Origin of the sequence: Pseudomonas sp. ok266 (genome assembly GCF_900110195.1) — a bacterium.
In the GTDB taxonomy this organism is placed as follows: Bacteria; Pseudomonadota; Gammaproteobacteria; order Pseudomonadales; family Pseudomonadaceae; genus Aquipseudomonas; species Aquipseudomonas neuropathica.
The window spans coordinates 195,445-220,978 of the sequence record NZ_FOCU01000007.1; the positions used below are offsets into that span (position 1 = coordinate 195,445).

General features: G+C 57.5%; 21 protein-coding genes. 15 read left to right on the forward strand and 6 right to left on the reverse strand.

Going from position 1 to position 25,534, the window contains the following annotated elements; translation table 11 throughout:
- Positions 1–37: 37 nt before the first annotated feature.
- From BMY54_RS14860 to BMY54_RS14890, 6 genes are all read left to right on the forward strand, one after another.
- The gene (locus BMY54_RS14860; RefSeq protein WP_093433948.1) at positions 38–2,944 is read left to right on the forward strand and encodes a type VI secretion system Vgr family protein; all 2,907 of its coding nucleotides are present in this window, start codon (positions 38–40) and stop codon (positions 2,942–2,944) included.
- Positions 2,941–7,614: an RHS repeat-associated core domain-containing protein gene (locus BMY54_RS14865; protein WP_256573900.1), complete on the forward strand. Its 4,674-nt coding sequence runs from the start codon at positions 2,941–2,943 to the stop codon at positions 7,612–7,614. The genes BMY54_RS14860 and BMY54_RS14865 overlap by 4 nt, the downstream gene beginning before the upstream one ends.
- On the forward strand, positions 7,615–8,343 hold the full coding sequence (locus tag BMY54_RS14870) for a hypothetical protein (protein ID WP_093433951.1): 729 nt from the start codon (positions 7,615–7,617) through the stop codon (positions 8,341–8,343).
- 200 nt (positions 8,344–8,543) lie between these two features.
- Entirely contained in the window at positions 8,544–9,050 is a 507-nt protein-coding gene (locus BMY54_RS14875) for a DUF4265 domain-containing protein (RefSeq protein WP_256573901.1), read from the forward strand.
- Between the two features lie 687 nt (positions 9,051–9,737).
- Entirely contained in the window at positions 9,738–10,001 is a 264-nt protein-coding gene (locus tag BMY54_RS14885) for a PAAR domain-containing protein (protein ID WP_007918680.1), read from the forward strand.
- Positions 10,002–10,081: 80 nt separating this feature from the next.
- Complete coding sequence (locus BMY54_RS14890; protein ID WP_093433957.1) at positions 10,082–10,477, forward strand: hypothetical protein; 396 nt, start codon at positions 10,082–10,084, stop codon at positions 10,475–10,477.
- 113 nt (positions 10,478–10,590) lie between these two features.
- Here the strand turns inward: BMY54_RS14890 and BMY54_RS14895 are convergent, their stop codons facing one another.
- The gene (locus tag BMY54_RS14895; RefSeq protein WP_093433960.1) at positions 10,591–11,739 is read right to left on the reverse strand and encodes an aldose epimerase family protein; all 1,149 of its coding nucleotides are present in this window, start codon (positions 11,737–11,739) and stop codon (positions 10,591–10,593) included.
- 278 nt (positions 11,740–12,017) lie between these two features.
- Between BMY54_RS14895 and BMY54_RS14900 the strand changes: the two genes are divergently transcribed.
- The 3 genes from BMY54_RS14900 to BMY54_RS14910 all read left to right on the forward strand — a co-directional run bounded on the left by BMY54_RS14900 (position 12,018) and on the right by BMY54_RS14910 (position 15,172).
- Positions 12,018–12,767 carry a hypothetical protein gene (locus tag BMY54_RS14900; RefSeq protein WP_093433963.1) on the forward strand — a complete coding sequence of 250 codons (750 nt, stop codon included), beginning with the start codon at positions 12,018–12,020 and terminating at the stop codon, positions 12,765–12,767.
- A 176-nt stretch (positions 12,768–12,943) separates the two neighbouring features.
- Positions 12,944–14,158: an MFS transporter gene (locus BMY54_RS14905; RefSeq protein ID WP_093433966.1), complete on the forward strand. Its 1,215-nt coding sequence runs from the start codon at positions 12,944–12,946 to the stop codon at positions 14,156–14,158.
- 228 nt (positions 14,159–14,386) lie between these two features.
- Positions 14,387–15,172: a sulfite exporter TauE/SafE family protein gene (locus BMY54_RS14910; protein WP_034154648.1), complete on the forward strand. Its 786-nt coding sequence runs from the start codon at positions 14,387–14,389 to the stop codon at positions 15,170–15,172.
- A gap of 111 nt (positions 15,173–15,283) precedes the next feature.
- Here the strand turns inward: BMY54_RS14910 and BMY54_RS14915 are convergent, their stop codons facing one another.
- Entirely contained in the window at positions 15,284–15,748 is a 465-nt protein-coding gene (locus BMY54_RS14915) for a GNAT family N-acetyltransferase (RefSeq protein WP_093433969.1), read from the reverse strand.
- Between the two features lie 208 nt (positions 15,749–15,956).
- Here BMY54_RS14915 and BMY54_RS14920 point away from each other — a divergent pair, with 208 nt between their 5' ends.
- On the forward strand, positions 15,957–16,520 hold the full coding sequence (locus BMY54_RS14920) for a DUF4174 domain-containing protein (protein WP_093433972.1): 564 nt from the start codon (positions 15,957–15,959) through the stop codon (positions 16,518–16,520).
- A 154-nt stretch (positions 16,521–16,674) separates the two neighbouring features.
- Here BMY54_RS14920 and BMY54_RS14925 read toward each other — a convergent pair whose 3' ends face one another.
- Positions 16,675–17,808 carry an AAA family ATPase gene (locus BMY54_RS14925; RefSeq protein WP_093433975.1) on the reverse strand — a complete coding sequence of 378 codons (1,134 nt, stop codon included), beginning with the start codon at positions 17,806–17,808 and terminating at the stop codon, positions 16,675–16,677.
- A gap of 472 nt (positions 17,809–18,280) precedes the next feature.
- On the opposite strand from BMY54_RS14925, the gene BMY54_RS14930 reads away from it, so the two are divergent.
- The gene (locus tag BMY54_RS14930; RefSeq protein ID WP_093433978.1) at positions 18,281–18,607 is read left to right on the forward strand and encodes a DUF6124 family protein; all 327 of its coding nucleotides are present in this window, start codon (positions 18,281–18,283) and stop codon (positions 18,605–18,607) included.
- 16 nt (positions 18,608–18,623) lie between these two features.
- A complete protein-coding gene (locus BMY54_RS14935) occupies positions 18,624–18,890 on the forward strand; it encodes a hypothetical protein (protein ID WP_093433981.1) in 267 nt (88 codons plus the stop codon).
- A 63-nt stretch (positions 18,891–18,953) separates the two neighbouring features.
- Here BMY54_RS14935 and ampC read toward each other — a convergent pair whose 3' ends face one another.
- Positions 18,954–20,120, reverse strand: coding sequence for a class C beta-lactamase (ampC, locus tag BMY54_RS14940; protein WP_093433984.1), 1,167 nt, complete (start codon positions 20,118–20,120; stop codon positions 18,954–18,956).
- Positions 20,121–20,280: 160 nt separating this feature from the next.
- On the opposite strand from ampC, the gene BMY54_RS14945 reads away from it, so the two are divergent.
- Positions 20,281–21,153 carry a LysR family transcriptional regulator gene (locus BMY54_RS14945; protein ID WP_093433987.1) on the forward strand — a complete coding sequence of 291 codons (873 nt, stop codon included), beginning with the start codon at positions 20,281–20,283 and terminating at the stop codon, positions 21,151–21,153.
- Positions 21,154–21,277: 124 nt separating this feature from the next.
- On the opposite strand, the gene gudD is transcribed toward BMY54_RS14945, so the two are convergent.
- Positions 21,278–22,621: a glucarate dehydratase gene (gene gudD, locus BMY54_RS14950; protein ID WP_093433990.1), complete on the reverse strand. Its 1,344-nt coding sequence runs from the start codon at positions 22,619–22,621 to the stop codon at positions 21,278–21,280.
- A gap of 39 nt (positions 22,622–22,660) precedes the next feature.
- Complete coding sequence (locus BMY54_RS14955; RefSeq protein WP_034154657.1) at positions 22,661–24,007, reverse strand: MFS transporter; 1,347 nt, start codon at positions 24,005–24,007, stop codon at positions 22,661–22,663.
- Positions 24,008–24,353: 346 nt separating this feature from the next.
- Between BMY54_RS14955 and BMY54_RS14960 the strand changes: the two genes are divergently transcribed.
- Together BMY54_RS14960 and BMY54_RS14965 are read left to right on the forward strand one after the other, a co-directional pair.
- Complete coding sequence (locus tag BMY54_RS14960) at positions 24,354–25,067, forward strand: FadR/GntR family transcriptional regulator (protein WP_093433993.1); 714 nt, start codon at positions 24,354–24,356, stop codon at positions 25,065–25,067.
- Positions 25,068–25,159: 92 nt separating this feature from the next.
- Positions 25,160–25,393, forward strand: coding sequence for a hypothetical protein (locus BMY54_RS14965; RefSeq protein ID WP_093433996.1), 234 nt, complete (start codon positions 25,160–25,162; stop codon positions 25,391–25,393).
- The last annotated feature ends 141 nt before the right edge of the window (positions 25,394–25,534 follow it).

Sequence of the window (25,534 nt, forward strand, 5' to 3'; positions counted from 1 at the left end):
GCTGTTGCGCGTCGCAGCACTGCGCGAGGAACAAGGGATGTTCTCACCGGCCAACCAGCCTCATTTCAATCTGACCGTCGATGGCATCGACAGCGATTTCCAAGTGCTGTCGTTCACCGGTCGTGAGGCCCTCAACACGCCGTTCGAATTCGAGCTGGAACTGGTCAGCGAAAAGGCCTCGATCAACCTCGAAAGCGTGCTGCACAAACTGGCGTTTCTTCAGCTGTCGCCAACCGGCACTGGCATTCACGGGCTGGTCTACAGCATTGCCCAAGGCGAGGCGGGCAAGCGCCTGACCCGCTACAAAATCTCTCTGCGCCCACAACTGGCGTACCTCGCGCACCGGGTCAATCAGCGCATCTTCCAGCAGATGACCGTGCAACAGATCATCAGCCAGGTCCTGGAAGAACACGGCATCCTCGCCAGCGACTACCACTTCCAGCTCAGCGCGATTTATCCGGAACGGATCTACTGCGTGCAGTACGACGAATCGGACCTGGATTTCATCCAGCGCCTGTGTGAAGAAGAGGGCATTCACTACCACTTCCAGCACACCGCCAGCGGCCACAAACTTACCTTCGGCGATGACCAGACGGTGTTCCCGAAACTCGCGCCAGTGGCCTATCAGCAGGACTCCGGACTGGTCGCCGACAAACCAGTGGTCAAGCGCTTCGGCCTGCGTTTGGCCACCCGCACCAGCCGCACCACGCGGCGCGATTACGACTTCGTCAAACCGAAGATCGAGCTGGAAAGCGACGCCAAAAGCAGCGCCCAACCCGACCTCGAAGACTACGATTACCCGGGCCGTTTCGTCGATCGCGAGCGCGGCAAACACCTGGCCAATCGCGCACTGGAACGCCATCGCAGCGACTACCGTCTGGCCGAAGGCAACAGCGATCAGCCGATTCTGGTCAGCGGACATTTCCTTGCCCTGACCGACCACGCCAACTCGACCTGGAACGACCTGTGGCTGCTCACCGAAATCTTCCACGAGGGCAAACAACCGCAAGTACTGGAAGAGTCGGTGACCAGCGACACCACCGACCTCAAGGACGATTTCCACCAGGGCTACCGCAACCGCTTCAGCGCCATCCCGTGGGATGTGCCGTACCGTCCGCCGCTCGATCACCCGAAACCGAAAGTCCTCGGCACCCAGAGCGCGGTGGTCTGCGGCCCGGAAGGCGAAGAGATCTACTGCGACCAGTACGGCCGGGTGAAGGTGCAGTTCTTCTGGGACCGCGAAGGCAAGTACGACGACATGACCAGTTGCTGGATGCGCGTCGCGTCGAGTTGGGCCGCGGAAACCTTTGGTTCGATCAACATTCCGCGGGTCGGCATGGAGGTGTTGATCACCTTCCTTGAGGGCGATCCGGATCAACCACTGATCACCGGTTGCCTGTACCACGGCGCGAATCTACCGCCGTACAAGCTGCCGGATTTCAAGACACTGGCTACGGTCAAGAGCAAGGAATACAAGGGCAGCCGCGCCAACGAACTGCGCATCGACGACACCACCAGCGAGATCAGTATTGCGCTGCGCAGCGACCACGGCGCGAGTGCGATCAACCTCGGTTATCTGACCCATCCGCGCCCGAGCGGTGGCCAGCCGCGCGGCGAAGGGTTCGAATTAAGAACCGACCGCCACGGTGCGGTGCGTGCGGGTGCGGGTCTTTTGATCACCACTGAGCCGCGTCCGAACGAATCCAAGCACCACAAAGACTTGCCGGAAACCGCTGAACGCCTCGCGACGGCCAGCGATCAGCAGGACGGATTCGCCGTGCAAGCCAAAGAGCTTCAGGCCCAGGAAGCCGGCGATCAGGACGACGTCGCCAAAGCGCTGCACGCCCAGCACCAAGGCGTACTCGGCAGCGGTCCGGCCAACCTCACCGCCAACGAATTCCCCGAATTCACCGAGCCGCATCTGGTCCTCGCCAGCCCGGCCGGCATCGCCCTGACCACGCCACGCTCCAGCCACATTGCCACCGGCGAACACCTGGCCCTGAGCAGCACCGGTCACACCAGTCTGTCGATCGGCAAACGCCTGCTCGCCAGTGCGAGTCGTGGCATGCGCCTGTTCGTGCAAAGCATGGGCTGGCGGCTGGTCGCCGCGTCCGGCGACATCGATGTGCGCGCGCTGAAGGACAGCATCAACCTGCTGGCCAAACTCAACATCACCGCCAATGCCGACCGCATCACCATCACCGCCAAGACCGAACTGGTGATTCAGGGCGGTGGCAGCGCCACCACCTACAACGCCGGCGGCATCACCCACGCCACCAGCGGCCCGTACACCGCGCACGCGGCGAACTTCGCCTACACCGGCGCGAAAAGTCTCGCCGGGGTATTCCCGGAACCGCCGAAACCGGGCAAGGGCAATCTGGAATTGTTCAACCAGTACGCCGGGCGCCAAGGCATCAAGGACGGCGATTACGAAGTCATCGATGCGCTGGGCAAAAGCATCAAGGGCAAGCTCGATGGCAAGGGTTTCGCCAGCGTCGCCGGCGCTGCGCCGGGGCCGGCGCGTGTGCTGTTCGGCAAGGATCCGGCGGACACCTGGAGCGATGGCAGTTATATCGGAAAACCGGAGTGGCCGTTGAATCCGCCGGGGGCTGAAGACGTGCCGAGCCAAGTGCAGGCGATGGTCGCGCAGGTGTTGCCGAGCAAGAGTTGGGAGATGTTGGAGAAGGGTAAGGACATGGCGCAAACAGGGATGAACGCAATGCAGACCGCGCAAGGCGCGATGCAAACAGCACAGCAGGTGAAAGGTGTGGTGCAGGGTGGGGTGGCCGGATTGCCGAAGTTGGCGAGTGCGGCGTTGCCGAGTGCGTCGGGGATTCTGGGGGAGGCGAGCAAGGCGGGAAAATTGCCGAGCCTGCCTGCACCGAGTCTGCCTAAACCTTCCTTGAAAACCCCGGGCCTGTTGGCGGGTGAGATGCTGTCATGACTAATGAAGTAGCTGCTGTAAAACGTGAACCTCAAGTTGCCATCGTTCCACTCAATGCCATCGACATTCAGGACGTCGCCAGCAGTGCGGCAACCTTTGATGCGTGGCTGCAATCGGCCACTGACGGCGTGGTCACGCTTGATCGAATCAAGAACTACGCCGGCTTCCTGCCGGTGGTGGGCAACATCATGGCGCTGGTCGATGCGCTGGGTGACATCGTCACGCTGTCGAACGCCAAGCAACGCGACTTGCTCGCATGGGCCAGCCTTGGCATCAACCTGATCGGCGTATTGCCTTTGCCGCCGTCGATGGCCGCTGCGCGTATGACTTTGCGCCCGACGCTGTTTCTGGTACGTCAGGAGATGAAAGCGAGCAGCAAGTTGTTGCTCAGCACCTCCGTGATCGAGGTGCTGATCGGGCACCTGAATGCTTCGATTGTCGGCACTCTGGACGACTTCGTCGAACAGGCCAAAGGCAAGTTGCCCGGCATCCTGGCGGACGCTGGCAAGCTCGGTGAAGAGGTCATCAACGAGATAGCGAAGGGCATCGAAGCGGTAGCTTTCGGCAATCTGGATGCCAAAGGTGATCTGAATGCGGCTGGCGCACAGGCTAGCGCAGCAGCCGATCAATTCAAGAATGATCCGCTGGGGTCATTGAGCAATGTGTTCGGGGCTGCCGCGAGTGCTTATAAAGCGGCTGGCAAGGGCCTGGCCAACAGCGTGGCACAAAATCTGGTGCCCGATGACTTCAAAAAAAACGTCTCCGACGAAACCAAAAAACTGCGCGCAATGGGCCCGGAGCTGCGCACTCAGTTGAGCAAGCTCGACGATGAATCGGTGCAGAACTCCATCGGCTGGTTGCTGTTTATCCTCTCCAGTGCCGTGACACTGTGGCGCAAGCGCAATGCTCATGGCCAGAGCACCGCAGTCCATCCAGACAAAACCGGTCAGGCAAAGCACACGGCGTCTGATGGTGAATTGGGATCCAATGGCCAACAGGCTCCGGCGAAAGGCGCGCCCGAGCCGAAGAAAAACGGCACCTGCACTAGCACCACGCATAGCATCAATTTTGCCTTGGGTTCGGAAAGCCTTAGCCATAAGGATTTCAGCCTGCCCGGTCCCTTCCCGATCGAATGGACGCGCACTTACAACTCCCGCCTCGACGCCTACGATCAGAGCGAACTCGGCGCTCGCTGGATCAGCGAATTCACCACACGCTTTGACTGCGTGGACGATGGACTGACGTTCTACGGCACTGACGGCCGCGACCACAGCTATCCACTGCCAAAAGTCGGCCTGTTTCACTACGACGCCATTGAAAACATCACCCTGGTCCGCAACAGCGAAGATCAGTTGTTGCTGTGCCGTGGTTTCGAGCGCAAGGAAACCTACGTCCGCCATGGCCAGCGCTATGTGCTGAGCAACATTTCGCTGCGCAACGGCGCCGGAGTGATGCTGCATTACGAACATCGTCACGGCGAATACTCACTGCTCTCGGATCTGATCACCTATCAGGAAAACGATTTCACCAAAGCCCATCTGCACCTCGGCACGATGATCGACGATCACGGCCGGTTTATCGGCCTCTGGCAGATCGTCGACGGCGAACCGCTGCGCCAGCTGTGTGCGTACCAGTACGACGCCTATGGCGACCTGATTCAGGCGCAGGACGAGAACGGTACAGTCTGGTCGTATCAGTTCGAGGATCACCTGATTACCCGCTACACCGACCGCACCGGGCGCGGCATGAACCTGCGGTGGGACGGTTCGGGCGCCAAGGCCAAAGCCGTGCGCGAATGGGCCGATGACGGCAGCTTCGACACGCGTCTGGAGTGGGACGAGAACATTCGTCTGACCTATGTCACCGACGCTCTCGGCAACGAAACCTGGCACTACTACGACATCCTTGGTTACACCTACCGCATTCGCTACGCGGACGAGCGTTCGGAATGGTTCTTCCGCGACGAGGCGAAGAATATCGTGCGGCGCGTCAATGCCGACGGCAGCACCGATCGCTACAGCTACGATGAACGCAGCAACCTGCTCGAGCACATCCGCGCCGATCACACAGTGATGCATTACGCCTACGACGATCAGGACCTGCTGATCAAGATCAGCGACGCCGAGGGCGGGCAGTGGCAACGCGCCTATGACGACCAAGGCAATCTGGTCGAAGCGCTCGATCCGCTCGGCAACAAAACCGAATACGCCTACAACAAATCCGGCCAGCCCACCGCGATCAAGGACGCTAACGGCAACGAAAAAACCCTCGACTACAACGACGCCGGGCAACTGGTCGAATACGTCGATTGCTCGGGCAAGACCAGCGCGTGGGAATACAACGAACTGGGGCAGATGATCTGCTTCACCGACGCCGCCGGGAACGCCACCGAATACGAATACAAGGCTGGCCAATTGGTGCTGATCAAGCACCCGGACAAGACCGAAGAGCGCTTTGAGCGCGACGCCGAAGGTCGGCTGTTAGCGCATGTCGACACTCTCGATCGTTGCACCACTTGGAGTTACAGCGCAGCCGGCATGGTCGCCGAACGCGTTAACGCCGCCGAGCAAACCCTGCGTTATCGTTGGGACCGCCTTGGTCAGTTACTCGTATTGGAAAATCAAAATGAACAACGCGCCTATTTTCACTACGACCCGGTCGGGCGCCTGCTTGAAGAAAGAAGCTTCGACGGCTGCAGCACGCGTTATCAGTACGACCCACTCACCGGGCGCTTGGCCCAAACAATCAACGGTGAGCGCGTCATCTCGGTGAGCTTCGACCCGATGGGCCGGTTGACCGAACGCCGAGCGACCTTAGGCGATCAGTCGCAAAGCGAGAGCTTCGCCTATGACGGCAACGGCAACATGGTACTGGCCGACAACGCCGACAGCCGCCTGCAATGGTTCCACGACCCGGCCGGCAATCTGCTGCGCGAACACCAACATTACCTCGGACTGGAAAAACCCACCGTCGCGATCTGGCACCACGAGTATGACGTGCTCAACCAGCGAGTCGCCACCGTGCGCCCCGACGGCCACCGCGTCAGCTGGCTGACTTACGGCAGCGGCCACCTGCTCGGCCTGCGCCTTGATGAACACGAACTGATCGGCTACGAACGCGACGACCTGCACCGCGAAGTCGCCCGCCATCAAGGCAACCACCTGCTGCAAACCCAAAGCTGGGACCCGGCCGGCCGTTTGCAAGAACAACTGCTGGGACGCAGCGACGACAAATCTACGCTGCTCAAGCGCGAGTACAGCTACGACGCCGCCGGCCAACTGACCGACATCAACGACAGCCGCCGCGGCCCGCTCGCCTATCGCTACGATCCCGTTGGCCGACTGCTCAGCGCCACCACACGCCAAGGCGTGGAAACCTTCGCCTTCGACCCGGCCGGCAACCTATTGGATGACAAGGCGACAGAGATTCGTCGACCACTGGACCTGACCCCACCGCGCAGCAAACTGGTCGATAACCTGCTGCGCGAATACGCCGGCAGCCACTACGACTACGACGAACGCGGCAACCAGATTCAGCGCTGGCACAACGGCCAACGCAGCGACCTGCGTTGGGACCTGTTTGATCGACTGGTGCATTTCGAAGATCCGCGACTGTCCGTCGAATTCGCTTACGACGCACTGGGACGCCGTCTGCGTAAAAACTCCCGCGCGCACTACAAACAACGTCCTGAAGCAGGTTCCCTCTGGAACAGAAACGAACACACGCGCAAACAGCGAGAACTCGGCTGCGGCTTCACCTTGTACGGCTGGGACGGCGACACCCTCGCCTTTGAAAGCAGCCCTGCACAAAGCGATGGCGAACCGGGTCGCACGGTGCACTACGTTTTCGAACCGGGTACTTTTATCCCTGTTGCGCAGGCTGTATGGCATGCGCCAATTGATCTGATGGGGCTGCCGGATTACAGCGGTGAATACAGCCTTGATGAAGATCCAGTGTGGAATCACAAGTCAACGGCATTACCGTTTGATGCGTTGGGCTGGTACCAGTGTGATCACTTGGGTACGCCGCAGGAACTGACCGATTCACAAGGCAACATGGCGTGGAACGCGCAGTACAAGGCGTGGGGACAGGTGACGGAACAGCGATCGGAGTGGGCGCAGCAGCACGGCGTTATGAACCCGATACGGTTTCAGGGGCAGTACCACGATCATGAGACCGGACTGCATTACAACCGGTATCGGTATTACGATCCGGGGGTTGGACGGTTTGTTAGTAAGGATCCGATCAGCTATGCAGGTGGATTGAATCTGTATAGCTATGCGCCAAACCCGATTGGATGGATGGATCCTCTTGGCTTGACACCTTGCCAAAAGAAAAAATGCGCTGCTCATCTTAGTGCGATATATCGTAAGTCGGAAGGAACAAAATCGGCAAATGGTGCCCGAGGATTACAAGAGCGTGTTGATCACTTACATGAAGATAAGTACGATCTTTATCGACTTGCGCCCAAGAATAAAATGGCAGTTGGGCCTCTGAGAGGCAAGGGTTCCTATGATGGCCATGTGCAGGCGGCGAAAGATCTCCAAATGAGTCTGCAGGGTGATATTAATAAATTCGACAGTGATGGGTGCGATAAGTACTATCGAGTGCCAACTCGCATACGTGAGATGGCTCATGCAAAGATCCCTACAGCTCCAGCGGGCCGATAAATGAATTTTGATCATATTATTTTTATTGCGAGCACCGACTGCTTTTCAGCAATGCTCTTAGGGGAGCGGTTTGCTGATAATCTTGATGGCATAAAGAATATCGCCAGAGCGGCGACTCTGGAGTTAATGAATGGAGATGCTGACTATTACTACGATGCAGATTTTAGAGAGGAAAGAATAAATAAGACAAAAAACGATTTTGTCCAAAAGCTCTCAATGCTCAGCGATTCAATTTCTGGAAGATTTGCTGAGCTTGACTCAATTGCTAACCAGCGGGCGCTAAGCCAGAGCGCCAATTCGATTCAACTTATAAAGAGTGTGTCTGCCAGGATATATTGGTTGAATACCGATGACTTCCAGATTGAAATTTCTGACGAATTAATCGAGGCAGTCATTCAGGCTCAGCTTATGGAAGTGCCTTTAGACACAGAAACAGATCTTGCTTGGGAAGAAATTCATGAGCGATGGGAGTATTCATCGTCCGAGTGGGATAAATATATAAAAAATATTATGAAGGACGTTCCTGACGCGATCTGTGCGATATTTAACGATCTTTACAACTCGCCGCTTTCTTTAAGCTACCTGAATGTCTGGAGTGAAAGATTGTCAAGAAAACACTTTATGACTCTGATTAAGGCCGTTGAAGATGAAGCTTTCTTGGAAATGGAAAAAATCGATAAGGGTTACGCGGAACTGGTCAGGCCTACTATGAAACAGTTTTACGAATGAAGAGTTTTTAACGGGCGGATCACGTTTTTAATACTATTTAAATCCAGTCTGTCCCTGATGAGTTTTGGCGAGTAAAGTTGGTGGCGGAGTTCGAGTGGTATAGAGGTTGGTCTTGTCAGAGCGCTTAGTGGGCGGGTCAAGTTTTTTGACTGTTAGTCAAGCACAGTCTGCGAGCGGCTCCTCACCCGGAGTGTATGGACATGAACGACATTGTTCACAAGATTGTCTTTGAGTTAACGCCTGACGAGGATGATTATCCTCCTGTATCCGCTGAGTCGATTTGGGGCATCTATGCCGGTGATGGCACCTATACCTTAGACAATACTCCCTATTACGTTTATGGCGTGAGTAAGGGAGATTCCGTGCAGGTAAAGTCCAGTGGCGATGAGATGATAGCTGTGCGTGTCGCAAAACAGGGCGGCCATTCGACTGTCAGAGTTTTTGCCAGTGATACTGAAGAGAAAAGTAAAATAATCGCTCATCTTCATCAGTTAGGTGCCTCGTGCTCAGTTAGTCAGGAAATGTCGCTGTTTACAGTGGATATTCCCTCAGATTGTGATTTTGTCGCAATCGACAGATATTTGTCTGATATTGCTGGTGGGGAAAATATTGCATATGAGGATGCTTGTCTGCAGCACTCAGATATCGAGTCATTTCGTCTAGGGGAGTGCCTGTCATTGGCTTCTTTACCACTACTAGCTCATTGATTGAGTAACCCCTGAAGTGGGTCATGGAGACAGGTCGGGATAAAGAGCGTTTTCGCAGGTGGGCTGCGTTTTTATAATTAATTAAACGTAGTCTGTCCCAGTAAAAAGTCTTGGTTAAGCACTTCATATTCATATGTCATCAAAGCTGCCTACGCCTAAACGGTGGAGACCACACGGATCATGAGTTATGAATGCAAATTGTTATTTGGCGACAGCTTTATAGCTCAGCATGTCATCGACGTTGTCAAAGCTAGTAGCGCTTGTGTTCGGGCGGAAACGGTGATCTTTATTTGAAGGGTCACCCGTTAAGTAACAGTGAAACTTACGATGCTCGTCTGATCTATGGGGATGATGGATCCTTGTGGCTCCAAGTGAATTTCCAATCAGCAGAACTTCACGCCCTACTTACTACAGCACTCAATGGAAGAAATTTCAGGTGCCTAGAGTATGGAGACGAGGATAATGAGGTTGGTTTAAATGAGGCCTTCCGTGTGTAGGTTTTATCTCGGTCAAAGTGCAACGGAATAATCTGTTTTTAGTTCTGAAAAGTTACGAAGCTCGCAGGGCGAGACCACGTTTTTGAAGATTGATAAAACGTAGCATACCCTTAATATCTCTCCTATGAATGGCTCAACGAAGCGAACGGTGTGAGATTGCAACCAACCCTATAGTCGAAGGAATGACAACATGAAAGACGCCATTCGTCTGGGCGACTCCACCACTCACGGTGGCAAAGTCCTCGAAGCTTTCTCCCAGACTGACCTCAACGGCAAGCCCATCGCCGGGGTTGGCCACAAAGTCAGCTGTCCTCTGTGCAAAGGCATTTTTCCAATTGCCGAAGGCAGCAGCACTTACACCGTCGATGGAACGCCCATCGCGCTGGACGGCATGAAGACCGCTTGCGGGGCCGCGCTGATTGCCAGTGGCCCGAAAGGAGCGGTGGTCAGTTGAATCCGCGAGGGTGAGCTCTTTGTTCGCCCTCAGGAATACTGCAAGTAAACAACCTGGCTTCATCCATTAAAGGAATAAACATGAAGAACACCGCATTGATCCTCGCACTGACCGCCGCTATCGGCACTGTCAATGTCGCTCACGCAGAAGAGCTGGACGCCGCTACGTTGAAAGGGATGTACGACACTGGGCGCAACATGTCCGGGCTGATTAACCATTGCGTCGACAAAGGTTTCCTGAAAGCTGAAAGCGCGGTGAACGCCAATAAAATGGTGGCGTTTGTTGCCGGTATTCCAGGGCAGATGGACAAGAGCGACGGCGATAAGAACGAGGCCCATGGTCGCAAGGGTGAGGTATTGGACGATGGTCAATACAAAACCCTGGAGGCCAATCTGCCGCCGAGTCTGACGCTGAAGCAGTGGTGTGAGCAGGCGGATCAAGGCATGCGCCAGGGATTGGAGCGGGTGGGTCTTTAATCCCTTGATGGTTGATCGTTCCTACGCGCAGCAAAGGAATGCCTCAAGGGACGCAGAGCGTCCCGGGCTGCGTGCCTTTGCTGCGCGTGGGAACGATCAGGTGCACGGGCAGGTTATTTTGCGGAGAACTTCAACACCACGCTGTGGCTGTAAGTCTGCCCCGGATCAAGCCGAGTACTCGGGAAGTCCGGCTGATTCGGCGAATCCGGATAGTGCTGAGTCTCCAGGGTAAACGCGCCCCAGTGCGGATACACCTTGCCACCCTTGCCCTTGACGGTGCCGTCGAGGAAGTTGCTGGTATAGAACTGCACGCCCGGTTCCGTGGTGAACAGCTGCAGCACACGACCGGACTGCGGATCACTCACCTCAGTCGCAACTTTGCCGATATCGCCCTTGGTATCCAGCGCCCAGTTGAAATCAAACCCACCCTGTTTCGGCTCGGCAAATTTTAGCTGCGGATGATCAGCCTTGATGTGCGTGCCAATCGCAGTGGGTTTGCTGAAGTCCATCGGTGTGCCCGCGACGGGTGCCAGTTCGCCGGTCGGGATCAGTTTGGCGGTGACCGGGGTGTAATGGCTGGCGTGCAGGGTGGCGACCTGTTTGAGGATGTCGCCATTGCCGGCGCCGGCGAGGTTGAAGTAGCTGTGGTTGGTCAGGTTGAGCACGGTCGGTTTGTCGGTGCTGGCCTTGTAGTCGATGCGCAGTTCGTTGTTGTCGGTGAGGCGATAGGTCACCTCAGTGGTGAGGTTGCCGGGGAAACCCATTTCTCCGTCCGCCGACAGATAGGTCAGGGTCACGCCGACCGAATCCTTGTCCTTGGTTTCCTGTGCCTTCCAGACTTTCTTGTCGAAGCCCAGCGGGCCGCCGTGCAGCGCGTTGGTCTTGTCGTTCTGCGGCACTTGATAGCGCTTGCCGTCGAGTTCGAAGGCACCTTCGGCGAGGCGATTGCCGAAGCGACCGATGGTTGCGCCGAAGTAGGCGGTGCCTTTCTGGTAACCCTGTACATCATCGAAGCCGAGCACGACGTCGTCGAACTTGCCGTGCTTGTCGGCGACTTTCAGCGATTGCAGGGTCGCGCCGTAGGTGATGACGGTGGCTTGCATGCCGTGGCTGTTGCGCAGGATGTATTGCTCGACGGGCGTGCCGTCATTGGTTTTGCCGAAAGCTTTGTGTTCGGCGCTGAGGCCGGCCGCGTTGGCGGAGAGAGTGGCGATCATCAGGGACAGTCCGAGGCCGGAGAGCAGGTGACGGGATTGAAGCATGGTAGACCTTCCTTTTTGTTGTTGTTTTTGAAAGCGGCGTTCTATCGGTATGTTAATCACCGAAAAAACAAAGTAGTCATACTAAATACTCATCAGGTGAAAATTTATAGCTGATTAATCGTTTATTTCAATAATAAAGACAGACTAAATTGCAGGTCGTAGTAGGTGGAAGGACGACCGGGCATTCGGCGCACTGCACTTTTTCGCAATCGGCGGCTCTATCCATGGCCAGGATGCGGTGACTCCCGCCGCACAGGAATGTGCCTGTTCGAGATTTCATGCCGAGAGTTTTTGCCCTGATCGCTGCTTTTTTCCGCCGCCCGTGCCTGTTGCTGGCGTGTTTGTCGTCGCTGCTGTTCAGCGGTTGCAGTCACCAGGACGGCAACGGCTTCTTCAACCAGATGCGTGAAGGGAAGCCGCAGGAATTCCTGCAGACCAGCGTCGACCGCATGGCCACGCTGGCGATGCGCGACAACCTCAGCAGTCTTTACCGCTTGCAAGCCAAGCTGTACCTGCGCAACCCGGACGAGCTGCGCAAGTCAGGGTTTCTCAACATCCATGCTGCGGTGAAACAGGTGCGGATGGCCGTCGAGCAGCAACAGCCGCTGCCGGTGCTGGGTGGTCGCAAGGATCTGGCGGCGCTGAGCTATGCGATGAGCCCGGAGTTTCTTGGTGACCGCGTCGGCGCATTCATCTATGCGATCGGCAGCATGCTGGTCACCGCCCATGGCAATCGCACCGAGTTCTATATGACGGACGCGATCAACCCGACGTTCGTTCACAACGCTGCACGCAATATCGAAAAAGCCACGTGGATTTTGTCCCAGCGACAAAACAAAGAAGGCCAGCCGCTACTGTTTTCCAATGAGATCTCGGAGGAGGGCAGCAACCTGAGCTTCGCCACCGAGTTCGGCAAAATCGTTGCGCGACTGGATCTGATCACGCAGATGCTTGATGAGCGTTACCGGCGGATCGGCCTTAACTACGCGCAGAGTTTGTTGTTTTTGAATTTCCTGCCGGTGCAGTGAGTGCAGAGATCCAATGTGGGAGCGAGCCTGCTCGCGAAAGCGGTGGATCAATCAACACTTCAGTGCCTGAAAGACCGCATTCGCGAGCAGGCTCGCTCCCACATTGAATCAATAGTGCAGGTGATTTTTGTATACAATCCGTCACCGCTATTGATCAAAATGGAGCCGCACCCGTCATGACCGACCCTGCAAGCGCCGATTTCAGCCGCGTCGACCGCACCGCCCGTGCGGACAAACTGCCCTATTCCGCGTTGCTGGCGTTCGCCATGACCGGGTTCATCGCCATTCTCACCGAGACCCTGCCTGCCGGACTGCTGCCGCAAATCGGTGCCGGGCTCAACGTCAGCGAAGTCTTCGCCGGGCAACTGGTGACGCTGTATGCACTGGGTTCGATTGTCGCGGCGATTCCGCTGACCGTCGCCACACGCGGCTGGCCTCGGCGCCGGGTTTTATTGATGACGGTCGGCGGGTTTCTGATATTCAACACCGTCACCACGTTTTCCAGCCATTACGGTCTGACCTTGGCTTCGCGGTTTCTCGCCGGGATGGCGGCGGGGCTGTCGTGGGGGATCATGGCCGGGTATGCGCGCGGCATTGTGCCAGTGCATCAACAGGGTCGAGCACTGGCGATTGCCATGCTTGGCACCCCGGTGGCGCTTTCACTGGGCACGCCGGCGGGGACGTGGCTGGGCAATCTGATCGGCTGGCGTGCGTCGTTCGGGATCATGTCGGCGCTGGCTCTGGTGCTGGCCGCGTGGATCATGATCGCGGTGCCGGATCGTCCGGGGCAGGCCAGTGACGAGCGTCTGCCGCTGCTCGAATCGCTGCGCCTGCCGGGTGTGCGACCGGTGTTGTTCGTGGTGCTGACGTGGATGCTCGGACACAACATTCTCTACACCTACATCGCGCCGTTTCTGATGCAGGCCGGTCTCGCCGATCGCGTTGATCTGGTGCTGTTGGTGTTTGGCCTGTGTTCGCTGGGCGGGATCTGGATCATTGGTCTGCTGGTGGATCGCTGGTTGCGCTGGCTGACGTTGATCAGCCTCGCGGTGTTTGCGCTGACCGCACTGGTGTTGGCAGTGGCAGCGCCGTCACCGCTGATCATTTATGCCTGCATGGCAGTGTGGGGCCTGTCGTTTGGTGGCTCGGCCACGTTGCTGCTGACCTCGGCGGCGGACTCGGCCGGTGATCACGTCGACGTGGTGCAGGCGATGCTCACAACCTCTTGGAACGTGGCGATCGCCGGTGGCGGGTTGTTTGGTGGCTTGTTGCTCGATCGGGCCGGGGCGATGTCGTTTCCGTGGGCGTTGCTGATTTTGTCGCTGATCGCGCTGGCCACGGTGTGGGTCAACAAACACCACAGCTTCAAACCGGGACGGCGGGTGCACTGATCTGCGGCACACCGAGATCCCCTTGTAGGAGTGAGCCTGCTCGCGATAGCGGTGTTTCAGTCACTGGACTCGTTACAGATAAACCGCTATCGCGAGCAGGCTCACTCCTACAGTAAAGCGATGGTGAGCTCGATATGGCATAACGATAGACCGCATCGATATATGTGGTTATAAGAAAAATCGCTATGCTGCGGGCCAGATTTTCCTGTCGTTTTTCTGGACGGTTTAATGGAATTGGCAAATTTCGGCCTGGTGATTGCCGGGCTGGTGGTGGGTTTTATTGTCGGCATGACTGGTGTCGGCGGTGGTTCGTTGATGACGCCGATCCTGCTGTGGTTCGGCATCAACCCGGCAACGGCGGTGGGCACTGACCTGCTGTACGCCGCCATTACCAAATCCAGTGGCGTCCTCGTCCATCGCAAAAACAAGAACATCGACTGGGCCATCACCGGTTGGCTGACCCTCGGCAGTGTGCCGGCGGTGGCCATGACCTTGTGGTTCCTCAGCACCCTGCACACCGCGCCGGACGCGATGAACGCCATCATCAAGCAGGCGCTGGGCTTCGTCCTGTTCGCCACGGCGCTGGCGATCTTCTTCAAGAAACGCTTGCTCGACTTCGCCCACAAACGCGCCGGCGGCAACTACAACCCGAGCGGTTCGCGGTTGAACGTGATGACTGTGATCACCGGTCTGATTCTCGGCACCATGGTCGCCCTGACCTCGATCGGCGCGGGCGCCCTGGGCACCGTTGCGCTGTTCATCCTCTATCCGCTACTGCCGACCCGCCGTCTGGTCGGCACCGAAATCGCCCACGCCGTGCCGCTGACCCTGGTTGCAGGCCTCGGCCACGCCAGCATGGGCAATATGGATTGGGGGGTGCTGGGCTTCTTGTTGGTCGGCTCGTTGCCGGGCATCTGGCTCGGCAGTCACCTGACCGGACGCATCTCCGATGAAGTGCTGCGCCCGTGCCTGGCGACGATGCTGGTGCTGATCGGCTACAAACTGGCGTTCTGATCTGGCCCCGCCAAATACGGTCTCATGTAGGAGTTGCCGCAGGCTGCGATCTCTTGATGTTGTTTTTAAAGATCAAAAGATCGCAGCCTGCGGCAGCTCCTACGGGGGTTCTTACCGGCGGATGGCGTATTTCATCACCGTCACCGGCAAATCGTCGTACACCAGTTCTTCAACCACTTCCCAACCCAGCCGCGCATATAGCGACTGCGACGTGTCGGTGTACAGATACAACTCAGGCACACCCAGCGCCGCCGCTTCTGCAACCACTCGATTGACCAGTTGCGAAGCAATCCCGCGACCGCGTTCCTCAGCCTTCACGTAAACCCCGGCCAGCCATGGCGTCAGGTTCGGTCGCAGCTTCAGATCGCTTTCGATCAGCAGCGCGCCGCCCAGCAAACGTGAACCCTCAAGCGCTACCACCACGCTGGGCACTGCGCCTTTGCCGCAGGATTCGCGCATGTGTTCGATACGGTCCTCGACGGTTTGCCCGGGACGAAACTCGCCCCACTCCTTGAAGTTGAGCGTGGCCAGTTCTTCGATCAATTCGCGGTGATCGCACAGGTAATCGATGTGCATGTGGCTGAACTCCATTCCATTGGCAGAACCACCACCCTAATGTGGTCATAAAAGGTAATCAAATCCGCGTTGCGATCACCTCGGATATGTTGCGCAATGTCGCGCCTGTCCTAAGCTTCTGACTAGGCGGAAGATATTTGCCGGGTTGTCCCGGAACAATCGCCACGATGCGCAATCATTAGAGCGTGGATATCAAAAGGAGATGCGCATGCTCATCAGGTCATTGACCCTGACACTCTTGCTGGCGATTGCCGGCCCCTTGTTCGCCGCTGACAACGATTCGCCCATCGCCGGGGACATGGGCCGCGCCCGACCGCTGATCGTGATCGCACAAAGCACGGTCGACCCCGTGTGGGTAAGCCTGAAAAAGTCGCTGGAAGACCCCGCGAACAAAAAAGGCGTAGCCGACCGCAACATCAAGGTCTACACCATCCTCAACATGTCCGGCCAGCTCGACGGCAAGGACATGGGCCAGCAAGACACCATGGCGCTGCTGCGCTCGCTGAAACTGGGCGCCGGGGCGTATCCGAAAGTGTTCCTGGTGGGCAAGGACGGCGAGACCAAACTCTCGGCTTCGGGGGATGAAGCGAAGGCAGTGGATTTGAAGAAAATCTTCGACACCATCGATGCCATGCCGATGGCCGAGAAGGAAGCAGCCGCTGCGGCTCAGGTGCCGGTCGCTGCTACGCCGGAACCTGCCAAAGGCGCGAAGAACGCGAAGCCGACCAAGCCTGCGAAACCGAGCAAGCCGCCGGAAATGCCGGATGATTGATCGCACAGTCACTGAATAAAACGCGTCCCCTGTAGGAGTGAGCCTGCTCGCGATAGCGGTGTATCAGTCACCATCAGCGTTGACTGATACACCGCTATCGCGAGCAGGCTCACTCCTACATATTTGCGGACACCGAAGCCTCACTGCAACCTGTCTACCCACGGCTATCGCCCTCATCAAGCAGGTAAACCAGCACACCTTTGGTATCACCTACGACCAGTGGAGAATGCGTGGTCAACACGAACTGGCAATTGGGAAAGGTCGTACTTAACTGTGCAATCAGACCGAGCTGCCATTGCGGATCCATGCGCAATTCCACATCGTGGATCAGAACAATGCCGCCACCGTGCAGCGGGTTGTCCATCGATGGATTCATCATCGCCAGACGCCTGGCCATGTCACCCACCAACGCAATCATCGACTTTTCGCCAAGCGAGAGCTGAGTAACATTGAATGTCGCGCCATGCTTGTCGATAGCCATATGCAAATGCGGTTTGCGTTGCACGCGCAGGTTAGTGAAGTCCGGCATGAATGCAGTCAGGGCCGAACGAACGGCAGTCAATTGGCGATCGCGAGTGGAGGTTTTCACATTGGCCAGCGTTTTCCAGGCGTCGCTGTCAGTACCGAATTTTTCCGCGATTTCGGCCAGTGCGGTATCGGAAATCCCGTCTTCGTTTTCGCTGTCCTCGCGTTCACGAAACCATTCGAAAAAACTGCCAAAATCGGCACCCCCATGAAAATTGGTGTCGTAGCCGTCGAGTTGATCGAAGGCTTGTTTGCTGCTGATTTTAAGCGGGATGTCGAGAACGCAACGTTCGGCTGGGTAATAAGCGATCAGTGGGAGTGAGGCGCTATCGTCGGCGGTGAGTTGAGTGCGGTAGTGGTTTGCAAGCAGTTTGACTTCGTTCAAATATCCACGGCCCGAAATTGCACCTTCTTGGCGACTTCGGGCAGCGCCCCATACGAACAATTCGTTTTCGGAACCCGCACCACTCTCAGCTGCGCGCGGATGTGAAACGTCGGTGATGCCAATCGAGAGGACAGCTCCTGAGGCGCCGTTGCGAATATCTTCATCGACAAGGTATTTGCCATTGCCTTTATTGGAGCGAATTTTTGCGATCAGCCAGCTCAGACAAATATTCAGGGATTTGAGAATGGTGGTTTTTCCGCTGCCGTTGTTTCCCACCAGCACCGTGATGTTCGAACGGTGTGTTGGGGTAGGGGCAAACTGAATATCCATGTCGCCAAAGTGTCCGACATCCGCAAGTTTCAAACTTTTGATTTCCATCACTGCGCCCTTCGAATGACTGTTTTTTGCCCGACGCCATCCTCGTCCAAAGATTGACTCGATGCAGTGTAGATACAACAAATTCATTCGCTAATACAAAGTCGTTGCAGCATGTGCCGGCCGAAATGTCTTACACAAAGCTCCTTCGGGTCTCGCGGATTTTTCCTGCAAGTCGCGGCGGCGGTGGTGAACTGGTGGGGTTGGGAGAGGAGGGATAGTCTTCTTTGGCCGCTGCAAAACACAGTGGTCGGATGTGGAAGTCCGGTGATTCCCGAGAGCGCGTTGCGCCTGTAAACACATGTTGGTGGTTTTTATGCCAACATTGTTTGCTTATGGCAGCGATGCGCAGGAGCACTCTCGAGTGCACCGGGTTCCTCGGGTTTCCCCGGACTTCCACCCCTGCGCAAAGCTGCCACCCTCTCGTGGAAGTGAGTTCGGCAGTTTTTTCTTTGAATGTCCCGAGGATTTACTAATGAAAAAACACACTCCAAGTCCCCCCGAATCCCCCATGGATTCAGGGTCCTTCGACGCCAACAACCCCCGCTTACGCAACCCCCGTCACCCCGATCCCATCAGCCACCTCTTCACCATCCTCCCCGATATCGATACGCCCACGCTGCTCTGCCACGCTTGCGAAACCCTCGCTTCATTGAACGTCCTGACCACCGACCTGGCCGCTGAACTGCAAGGTTCGCCGCGTAGCCTTGCCTTGTCGATTCAGCAGTTGGCCGTACTCGGCGAGTTGCTGGTCAACCGAGCGCTGGACAATCTCGATCCACCGGCGGCGACGCAACATTGAACAGGGAGGTTCAAACATGGCGCGATACATTCCAATTACCGGGATCGACTGCAAGATTCCTGCTCTGCTGATCGACCGCGAGGCGCCGGTGGATGTGCTGCATGGCACGGCGGCTTACCGTTTGCGCTGTGTGACGCAATTGATGGAGACACTGGCGCTCGGTGACGGCAAGGGCCACGACGCATTACTGCTACAGGATTTCGCCCGGGTGATGGCGATCCCGTTGCGGGACAGTTGCGACTTGATGGATGTCATCGGCTGGAAGTTGCAGGCGCAGCTTTAAAGGCTGAAACGAAAAAGGGCGACCTCGAAAGGTCGCCCATTTTTATTGTCTGACGCGAAACTTTTAATCGGCGACAGCACTGAGAATCTTATGGGCGATCTTCACCCGCTCAGGAATCGGGAAGTTCTTGTTGGCCATGATCACGATGCCAACATCCTTGCTCGGCACAAACGCCACGTAAGTCCCGAAACCACCGGTAGAGCCGGTCTTGTTGATCAGCACGTCATGCGGCTGCGGTTGCGGCGGGTTCAGCCACTGCACCTTGTGCGCCTCCATGGCCATTTCCGTCGAGTTGCCCGCCAGTAAACGGTCGAGGCTGATCGGGTAGCGGTACATTTCCCAACCGAGGCCTTGGGTCATGTCGCCGACGGTGTAGTAACCGGTGTGGGTGTTGGCGATGGTTTTTTGCAGGGACGCTTCAAGCGTTTCAGGCTTCAGGTTGGTCTGAACGTAACGCAGCATGTCCACCGCGCTGGTTTTCACGCCATAGGCCTGCGAGTCAAGCGCACCGGGCGTGACGCGCACCGGTTTGCCGTTCTTGTCGTAGCCCTGCGCATACAGGTCCATTTGCGCGGCAGGCACGCTGAGGTAAGTGTGCTGCAAACCGAGTTTAGGCAGCAGGGTTTGGGTCATCGCCTGATCAAACGGCTGGCCGAGGCTCTTCGCCGCCAGATAACCGAACAATCCAAGGCTTGGATTTGAATACTGGCGATGACTGCCTGCCGGATAAACCGGTTTCCACTGTTGGAAATAGCCGAGCATCTTGTCAGACGAATCCGCACTGTCCGGGAATTGCAGCGGCAAACCGCCGGCACTGTAGGTGCCCAATTGCAGCACGCTGATGTTGTCGAAGGCGCTGCCTTTCAGCTCAGGCCAGAGCTGACTGGCCTTGGTCGACAGATCGAGTTTGCCCGTCGCCAGGGCGTAACCGGCGAGGGTGGCGGTGAAGGTTTTGCTCACCGAGCCGATTTCGAACAAGGTGTTTTCGCTGACTTTTTGTCCGGTGTCTTTGCTGGCGACGCCGTAGTTAAAGTAATGCGCCTTGCCGTTGATGGTCAGCGCTACGGTGAGGCCGGGAACGTTCTGTTGCTGCATCACCGGCGTCACCGCTGCGTTGACCAGCGCTGACAGTTGCGCATCGTCGGGTACGGCGGCGAAGCAGGCACTGGTGCCGAAGAGCAGACCGAAAGCGGCGCAGGAAATGACTTTGCTCGATTGAATGGATGACATGAATGAACCACTCTCCATGAGTGCTGATGATGTTATCCCGCTACACTGCGGGCGATTTCTTCGTTGGGCAACTGAACAGCGCCGCCAATCTAGTCAGCGCGACGCCAATCGACAAACGACGAAAACTCGCACGAGCCATTAGAAAAATTTGGGACTGGGCATGATTCGACCGCAATTGCCGCTCAACGCACTGCGTGCCTTTGAAGCATCGGCGCGGCATTTGAGCTTCACCCGCGCCGCCGTGGAGCTGTGTGTCACTCAGGCTGCGGTCAGCCATCAGGTGAAAAGCCTCGAGGCGCAACTCAACGTCACCCTGTTCAAACGCCTGCCCCGTGGGCTGATGCTGACCAGTGAGGGTGAAACCTTGCTGCCGGTGCTGAGCACCTCCTTCGATCACATCGCGCAGATTCTGGAACGCCTCGCTGGCGGACAGTACCGCGAAATGTTGACCGTTGGCGCGGTGGGTACGTTCGCCGTGGGTTGGTTGTTGCCGAGGCTGGCGGACTTCCGGACGAAACATCCGCTCATAGATTTGCGGCTGTCGACCAACAACAATCGCGTGGATGTCGCCGCTGAAGGTTTGGATTACGCCATTCGCTTCGGTGCCGGGGCGTGGCATGGCATCGAGGCGACGCGTTTGCTCGATGCGCCGCTGTCGGTGTTGTGCGTGCCGGAGATCGCTCGGCAATTGCAATCGCCGGGGGATTTGCTGCAACAGACGCTGCTGCGTTCCTATCGCACCGATGAATGGCCGGAATGGTTTCAGGCGGCCGGTTTGGCGACCCAGGCTGCTCCGCCGCAGAGCATCGTGTTCGATTCGTCGCTGGCGATGATGGAAGCGGCGTTGCAGGGCAGTGGTGTGGCGTTGGCGCCACCAATGATGTTCGCCCGGCAACTGGCGGCGGAGGCGATTTGTCAGCCGTTTGCGATTGAGATTACGACGGGGAGTTACTGGTTGACGCGGTTGCAGTCGCGCCCTGAAACAGCGGCGATGACAGCGTTCAAGGAGTGGCTGTTACAGGCTTCCGTCTAGCGTAAACCCTGTGGGAGCGAGCTTGCTCGCGAAAGGGGCAGGTCAGTCAACATTACTGTTTATGACACACCGCATTCGCGAGCAAGCTCGCTCCCACAGGGGCAGTGGTGGATTGGAGATCAGGTTAGCGCACCAGACACGGCCGCTTGTTATCGAACTTCCACCCCGGAATCAGAAACTGCATCGCCACGCTGTCATCCCGCGCGCCGAGGCCCATGCCTTTATATAGCTCATGAGCCTTGGCCACCTGGTCCATGTCCAGCTCGACACCCAGCCCCGGTTTTTTCGGCACTTGCACCAGACCATCGACAATTTGCAGCGGCGCCTTGGTCAGCCGCTGGCCGTCCTGCCAGATCCAGTGGGTGTCGATCGCGGTGATCTCGCCCGGCGCGGCAGCGGCGACATGGGTAAACATCGCCAGCGAGATATCGAAGTGGTTGTTGGAATGCGAACCCCAGGTCAGACCCCATTCATGGCACATCTGCGCCACGCGCACCGAACCTTGCATGGTCCAGAAATGCGGGTCGGCCAGCGGGATGTCCACTGATTGCAACTGGATCGCATGACCCATCTCACGCCAGTCAGTGGCGATCATGTTGGTGGCGGTTTTCAGCCCGGTGGCACGGCGGAACTCGGCCATGACTTCGCGGCCCGAATAACCGTTTTCCGCACCGCACGGGTCTTCGGCATAGGCGAGCACCTGATGCTGATCGCGGCACAGGCGGATGGCATCTTTCAGTGACCACGCGCCGTTCGGATCGAGGGTGATGCGCGCGTCGGGGAAGCGTTCAGCCAGCGCCGTCACCGCTTCGATTTCGGCATCGCCACTGAGCACGCCGCCCTTGAGTTTGAAGTCCTTGAAGCCGTATTTCGCATGGGCCGCTTCGGCGAGGCGCACCACGGCTTCGGCAGTCATGGCCTTCTCGTGACGCACGCGGAACCAGTCATTGTCGGCGTCCGGTTCGCTGCGATAGGCGAGGTCGGTTTCGCGCTGATCACCGACGTAAAACAGATAACCGAGCATCTTCACTTCATCACGTTGCTGACCTTCGCCAAGCAGTGCTGCCACCGGTACATCGAGATGCTGACCGAGCAGATCGAGCAGTGCGGCTTCGAGGCCCGTCACCGCGTGGATGGTGATGCGCAGGTCAAACGTCTGCAGACCACGACCGCCAGCATCGCGGTCGGCGAAGGTCTGGCGCACTTGATTTAGGATCTTCTGATACGTGCCGATCGGGCTGCCGACCACCAGGCTGCGCGCGTCTTCCAGGGTCTGGCGAATACGCTCGCCACCGGGTACTTCACCGACGCCGGTGTGGCCGGCGTTGTCCTTGAGGATGACGATATTGCGGGTGAAAAACGGCCCGTGGGCGCCGCTCAGATTGAGCAGCATGCCGTCGTGGCCGGCCACCGGGATGACTTGCATGTCGGTGATGATCGGGGCTTTGGCGGTGTCGTGTGCGGTCATGTTCTTATCCTTTTAATACGCAATCTTTAACAATCGACGTCAGGCGTGTTTCGGCGCGGTCTCGACCACGGCGATGTCGGCAGCAGGTTTCGGTGTGGTGCGCGCGAAGAAGACGATGATCGCGGCGATGATCGAGGTCGCGGCCAGCCCATAGAGGCCGCCCTGAATCGAGCCGGTGTGTTCTTCGAGCAGGCCGAACGTGGTTGGCGCGACGAAGCCGCCTAGGTTGCCCACCGAGTTGATCAGTGCGATCACCGCCGCAGCGATGCGGGCATCCAGATAGGCCTGTGGGATCGGCCAGAACAGCGACGAAGCGGATTTGAACCCCAGCGCAGCAAAGCAGATCGCAACGAAAGCGAAGATCGGCCCGCCGGTAGTGGACATGAACATCCCCGCAGCGGCGATCAACAGTGCGGTGGCGACCCACGCCTGTTGGTGTTTCCACTTGGCCGAGAACGAGGCGAAGGCGTACATGCCGATGATCGACAGCAACCATGGAATCGAGTTGAACAGGCCGACCTGGAAGTCGCTCATCTCGCCCATTTTCTTGATGATGCTCGGCAGCCAGAAGGTTGCCGCGTAAATGGTCAACTGAATGAAGAAGTAGATCAGGCAGAACAGGATGATCTGGCGGTCCTTGAGCAGTTTGCCCATCGATGGCCGGATCGGCGTCGCGGCTTCGCGGGCCTTCTGTTCAGCATCGATGGCGTTGACCAATGCATCCTGTTCGGCGCGGGTCAGCCATTTCGCGTCGTGGGGTTTGGCGTCGAGCCAGAACCAGACGAACACGCATAGGCCCACCGAGAACATCCCTTCAATGAAGTACATCCATTGCCAGCCGTGCATGCCCAGCCCGTTGATTTGCAGGAGCAGACCGGACAACGGGCCGGAGATCAACGAGGCCACGGCGGAGCCGCTGAGGAAGATCGCAATCGCCTTGCCGCGTTCGGCGCCGGGTAACCAGCGGGTGAAGTAGTAGATCACCCCGGGAAAGAACCCGGCCTCGGCCACGCCGAGCAAAAAGCGCAACACATAGAAGTGGGTTTCGTTCTGGATGAAGGCCATGCCGGCGGCGACCAGGCCCCAGGTGAACATGATGCGGGTCAGCCAGATGCGTGCGCCGACTTTCTGCAGCAACATGTTGGAGGGAACTTCGAACAGCGCGTAACCGATGAAGAACAGGCCGGCGCCGAAGCCATAAGCGGCGGCACCAATACCGAGGTCATGTTCCATGTGAGTGCGGACGAAACCGATGTTCACCCGGTCAATGTAATTGACGATGAACATGATCACGAAGAGCGGTAGGACGTGGCGTTTCACTTTCGAGATGGCCGACGCGAGTGTCGAATCGACGCCCTCGTTCATCCCGGAGACGGAGGTTTTCACTTGGTTTTCTCCCACTGATTATTTTTATGCGGGGTAGGGCAGGTGCTGCATTGTTGCTAGACATCATACAACTGAGAAATTTTGTCCGACAAGTAGGGTTGGCCGATTATTTTTCTCTGGGATGCCGGTTTTTTATGCTTTTTTGCGTTAATGATCAATGTTTGCTGGGTTTTTTAAGGCGTAGAGCATCGCGTCACCCCCAGGGGGACACGCTTCTGTTTGTCAGGAGTGTTTGAAGGTATTTCCGTTTATTTGAGTGTTGTCATACAAGTTGAGCCGCTAGACTCAATTTCGTCATCCCCGCAGGATGCTACGATCCACAAGCCCCCGATCACCGGAACCGATCATGCAAGAAGACCTCGACGCTCCCGCCCGTAAACGTGCGCACAACCTCGCCCATGACCTGGTGGAGAAGCTCACGCAAAGCATCCTGCTCGGTCAGCTATCGCCCGGCGACAAGCTGCCGTCAGAGAATTCCATCGTTCAGGAACACGGGGTCAGCCGCACGGTGGTGCGCGAGGCGATTTCCAAGTTGCAGGCTTCCGGGCTGGTGGAGACGCGCCACGGCATCGGCACCTTTGTCATCGAGCGTGTTGCGGAGCAGGGCTTACGCCTGAATGTCGACACGGCGCTCGGTGTGCGCAGCATTCTCGAACTGCGTCTGGGCCTGGAAACCCAAGCGGCGGCGCTGGCGGCGCAGCGGCGCACGGAGGCGCAAGTGCTGCAGATGCGTCAGGCGCTGGATGACTATCAGCGGCTGCTCGACAACAACGACAGTTGCGTCGAAGCGGATCGGCGTTTTCATCTGCTGATCGCCGAGGCCACCGGCAATGTTTGCTTCAGCGAGATCATGCAGCATCTGGGCAGCGCGATGATTCCGCGTCATCGCCTCAATGCTGCTGAACGTGGCGCGGCGGATCTGAGCAAGCTCGGGCAACTGGCCCATCTGGAACATGAGGCGATTCTGAATGCGATCAAGCGTCAGGATGCGGACGCCGCGCGCGCGGCCATGTGGCTGCATCTGACCAACAGCCGCGACCGGTTTTCCGCGCGGGGTTGATGGCCGTTGGTCTGTTCGGTAGCACGCCGTGCACAGGGCTGATTCCAAGTTGTACGGCCCGGGTATTCCGGACCTCCTGAGTGAGGTGCGTCATGGCTAACGATTTGCTGTTTCAGGGTGGCGTGCTACCCACCGATTCGACCCGGCCGCTGCCCGGTACCGATGAACCGACACTGGCTGATCATGATTCTCCAATGGGGATGCCACCGGGGCGCGACCCGCTGAGCGATGCCGATCGGCCCGAAGACTGGAAGGACCCGGCGGCGGAAGATGAGGATGTGCCGCCGGCGGATGAGCCGACGCCTCTTTCCGATGATCGGCGCTGAATCCTGGTTGTTGTGCTGGATTTACCGCCCCCTTCGCGAGCAGGGAAGCGCGTCCCAATGTGGGAGCGAGCCTGGCGATGTTGCGGGAAGAGTCTGTTTTCGTAAGCTTCCCTCACCCCAGCCCTCTCCAGGAGGGAGAGG

What these genes read in the sequence shown, in the direction of transcription:
- BMY54_RS14930 (WP_093433978.1), top strand. Translation starts at nt 18,281, where the DNA reads ATGAAAAAACACACTCCAAGTCCCCCCGAATCCCCCATGGATTCAGGG.
- gudD (WP_093433990.1), bottom strand. Translation starts at nt 22,621, where the DNA reads ATGACCGCACACGACACCGCCAAAGCCCCGATCATCACCGACATGCAA.
- BMY54_RS14895 (WP_093433960.1), bottom strand. Translation starts at nt 11,739, where the DNA reads ATGCTTCAATCCCGTCACCTGCTCTCCGGCCTCGGACTGTCCCTGATG.
- BMY54_RS14960 (WP_093433993.1), top strand. Translation starts at nt 24,354, where the DNA reads ATGCAAGAAGACCTCGACGCTCCCGCCCGTAAACGTGCGCACAACCTC.
- BMY54_RS14885 (WP_007918680.1), top strand. Translation starts at nt 9,738, where the DNA reads ATGAAAGACGCCATTCGTCTGGGCGACTCCACCACTCACGGTGGCAAA.
- BMY54_RS14870 (WP_093433951.1), top strand. Translation starts at nt 7,615, where the DNA reads ATGAATTTTGATCATATTATTTTTATTGCGAGCACCGACTGCTTTTCA.
- BMY54_RS14935 (WP_093433981.1), top strand. Translation starts at nt 18,624, where the DNA reads ATGGCGCGATACATTCCAATTACCGGGATCGACTGCAAGATTCCTGCT.
- BMY54_RS14875 (WP_256573901.1), top strand. Translation starts at nt 8,544, where the DNA reads ATGAACGACATTGTTCACAAGATTGTCTTTGAGTTAACGCCTGACGAG.
- BMY54_RS14910 (WP_034154648.1), top strand. Translation starts at nt 14,387, where the DNA reads ATGGAATTGGCAAATTTCGGCCTGGTGATTGCCGGGCTGGTGGTGGGT.
- BMY54_RS14890 (WP_093433957.1), top strand. Translation starts at nt 10,082, where the DNA reads ATGAAGAACACCGCATTGATCCTCGCACTGACCGCCGCTATCGGCACT.
- BMY54_RS14905 (WP_093433966.1), top strand. Translation starts at nt 12,944, where the DNA reads ATGACCGACCCTGCAAGCGCCGATTTCAGCCGCGTCGACCGCACCGCC.
- BMY54_RS14920 (WP_093433972.1), top strand. Translation starts at nt 15,957, where the DNA reads ATGCTCATCAGGTCATTGACCCTGACACTCTTGCTGGCGATTGCCGGC.
- BMY54_RS14945 (WP_093433987.1), top strand. Translation starts at nt 20,281, where the DNA reads ATGATTCGACCGCAATTGCCGCTCAACGCACTGCGTGCCTTTGAAGCA.
- ampC (WP_093433984.1), bottom strand. Translation starts at nt 20,120, where the DNA reads ATGTCATCCATTCAATCGAGCAAAGTCATTTCCTGCGCCGCTTTCGGT.
- BMY54_RS14900 (WP_093433963.1), top strand. Translation starts at nt 12,018, where the DNA reads ATGCCGAGAGTTTTTGCCCTGATCGCTGCTTTTTTCCGCCGCCCGTGC.
- BMY54_RS14860 (WP_093433948.1), top strand. Translation starts at nt 38, where the DNA reads ATGTTCTCACCGGCCAACCAGCCTCATTTCAATCTGACCGTCGATGGC.
- BMY54_RS14865 (WP_256573900.1), top strand. Translation starts at nt 2,941, where the DNA reads ATGACTAATGAAGTAGCTGCTGTAAAACGTGAACCTCAAGTTGCCATC.
- BMY54_RS14925 (WP_093433975.1), bottom strand. Translation starts at nt 17,808, where the DNA reads ATGGAAATCAAAAGTTTGAAACTTGCGGATGTCGGACACTTTGGCGAC.
- BMY54_RS14965 (WP_093433996.1), top strand. Translation starts at nt 25,160, where the DNA reads ATGGCTAACGATTTGCTGTTTCAGGGTGGCGTGCTACCCACCGATTCG.
- BMY54_RS14915 (WP_093433969.1), bottom strand. Translation starts at nt 15,748, where the DNA reads ATGCACATCGATTACCTGTGCGATCACCGCGAATTGATCGAAGAACTG.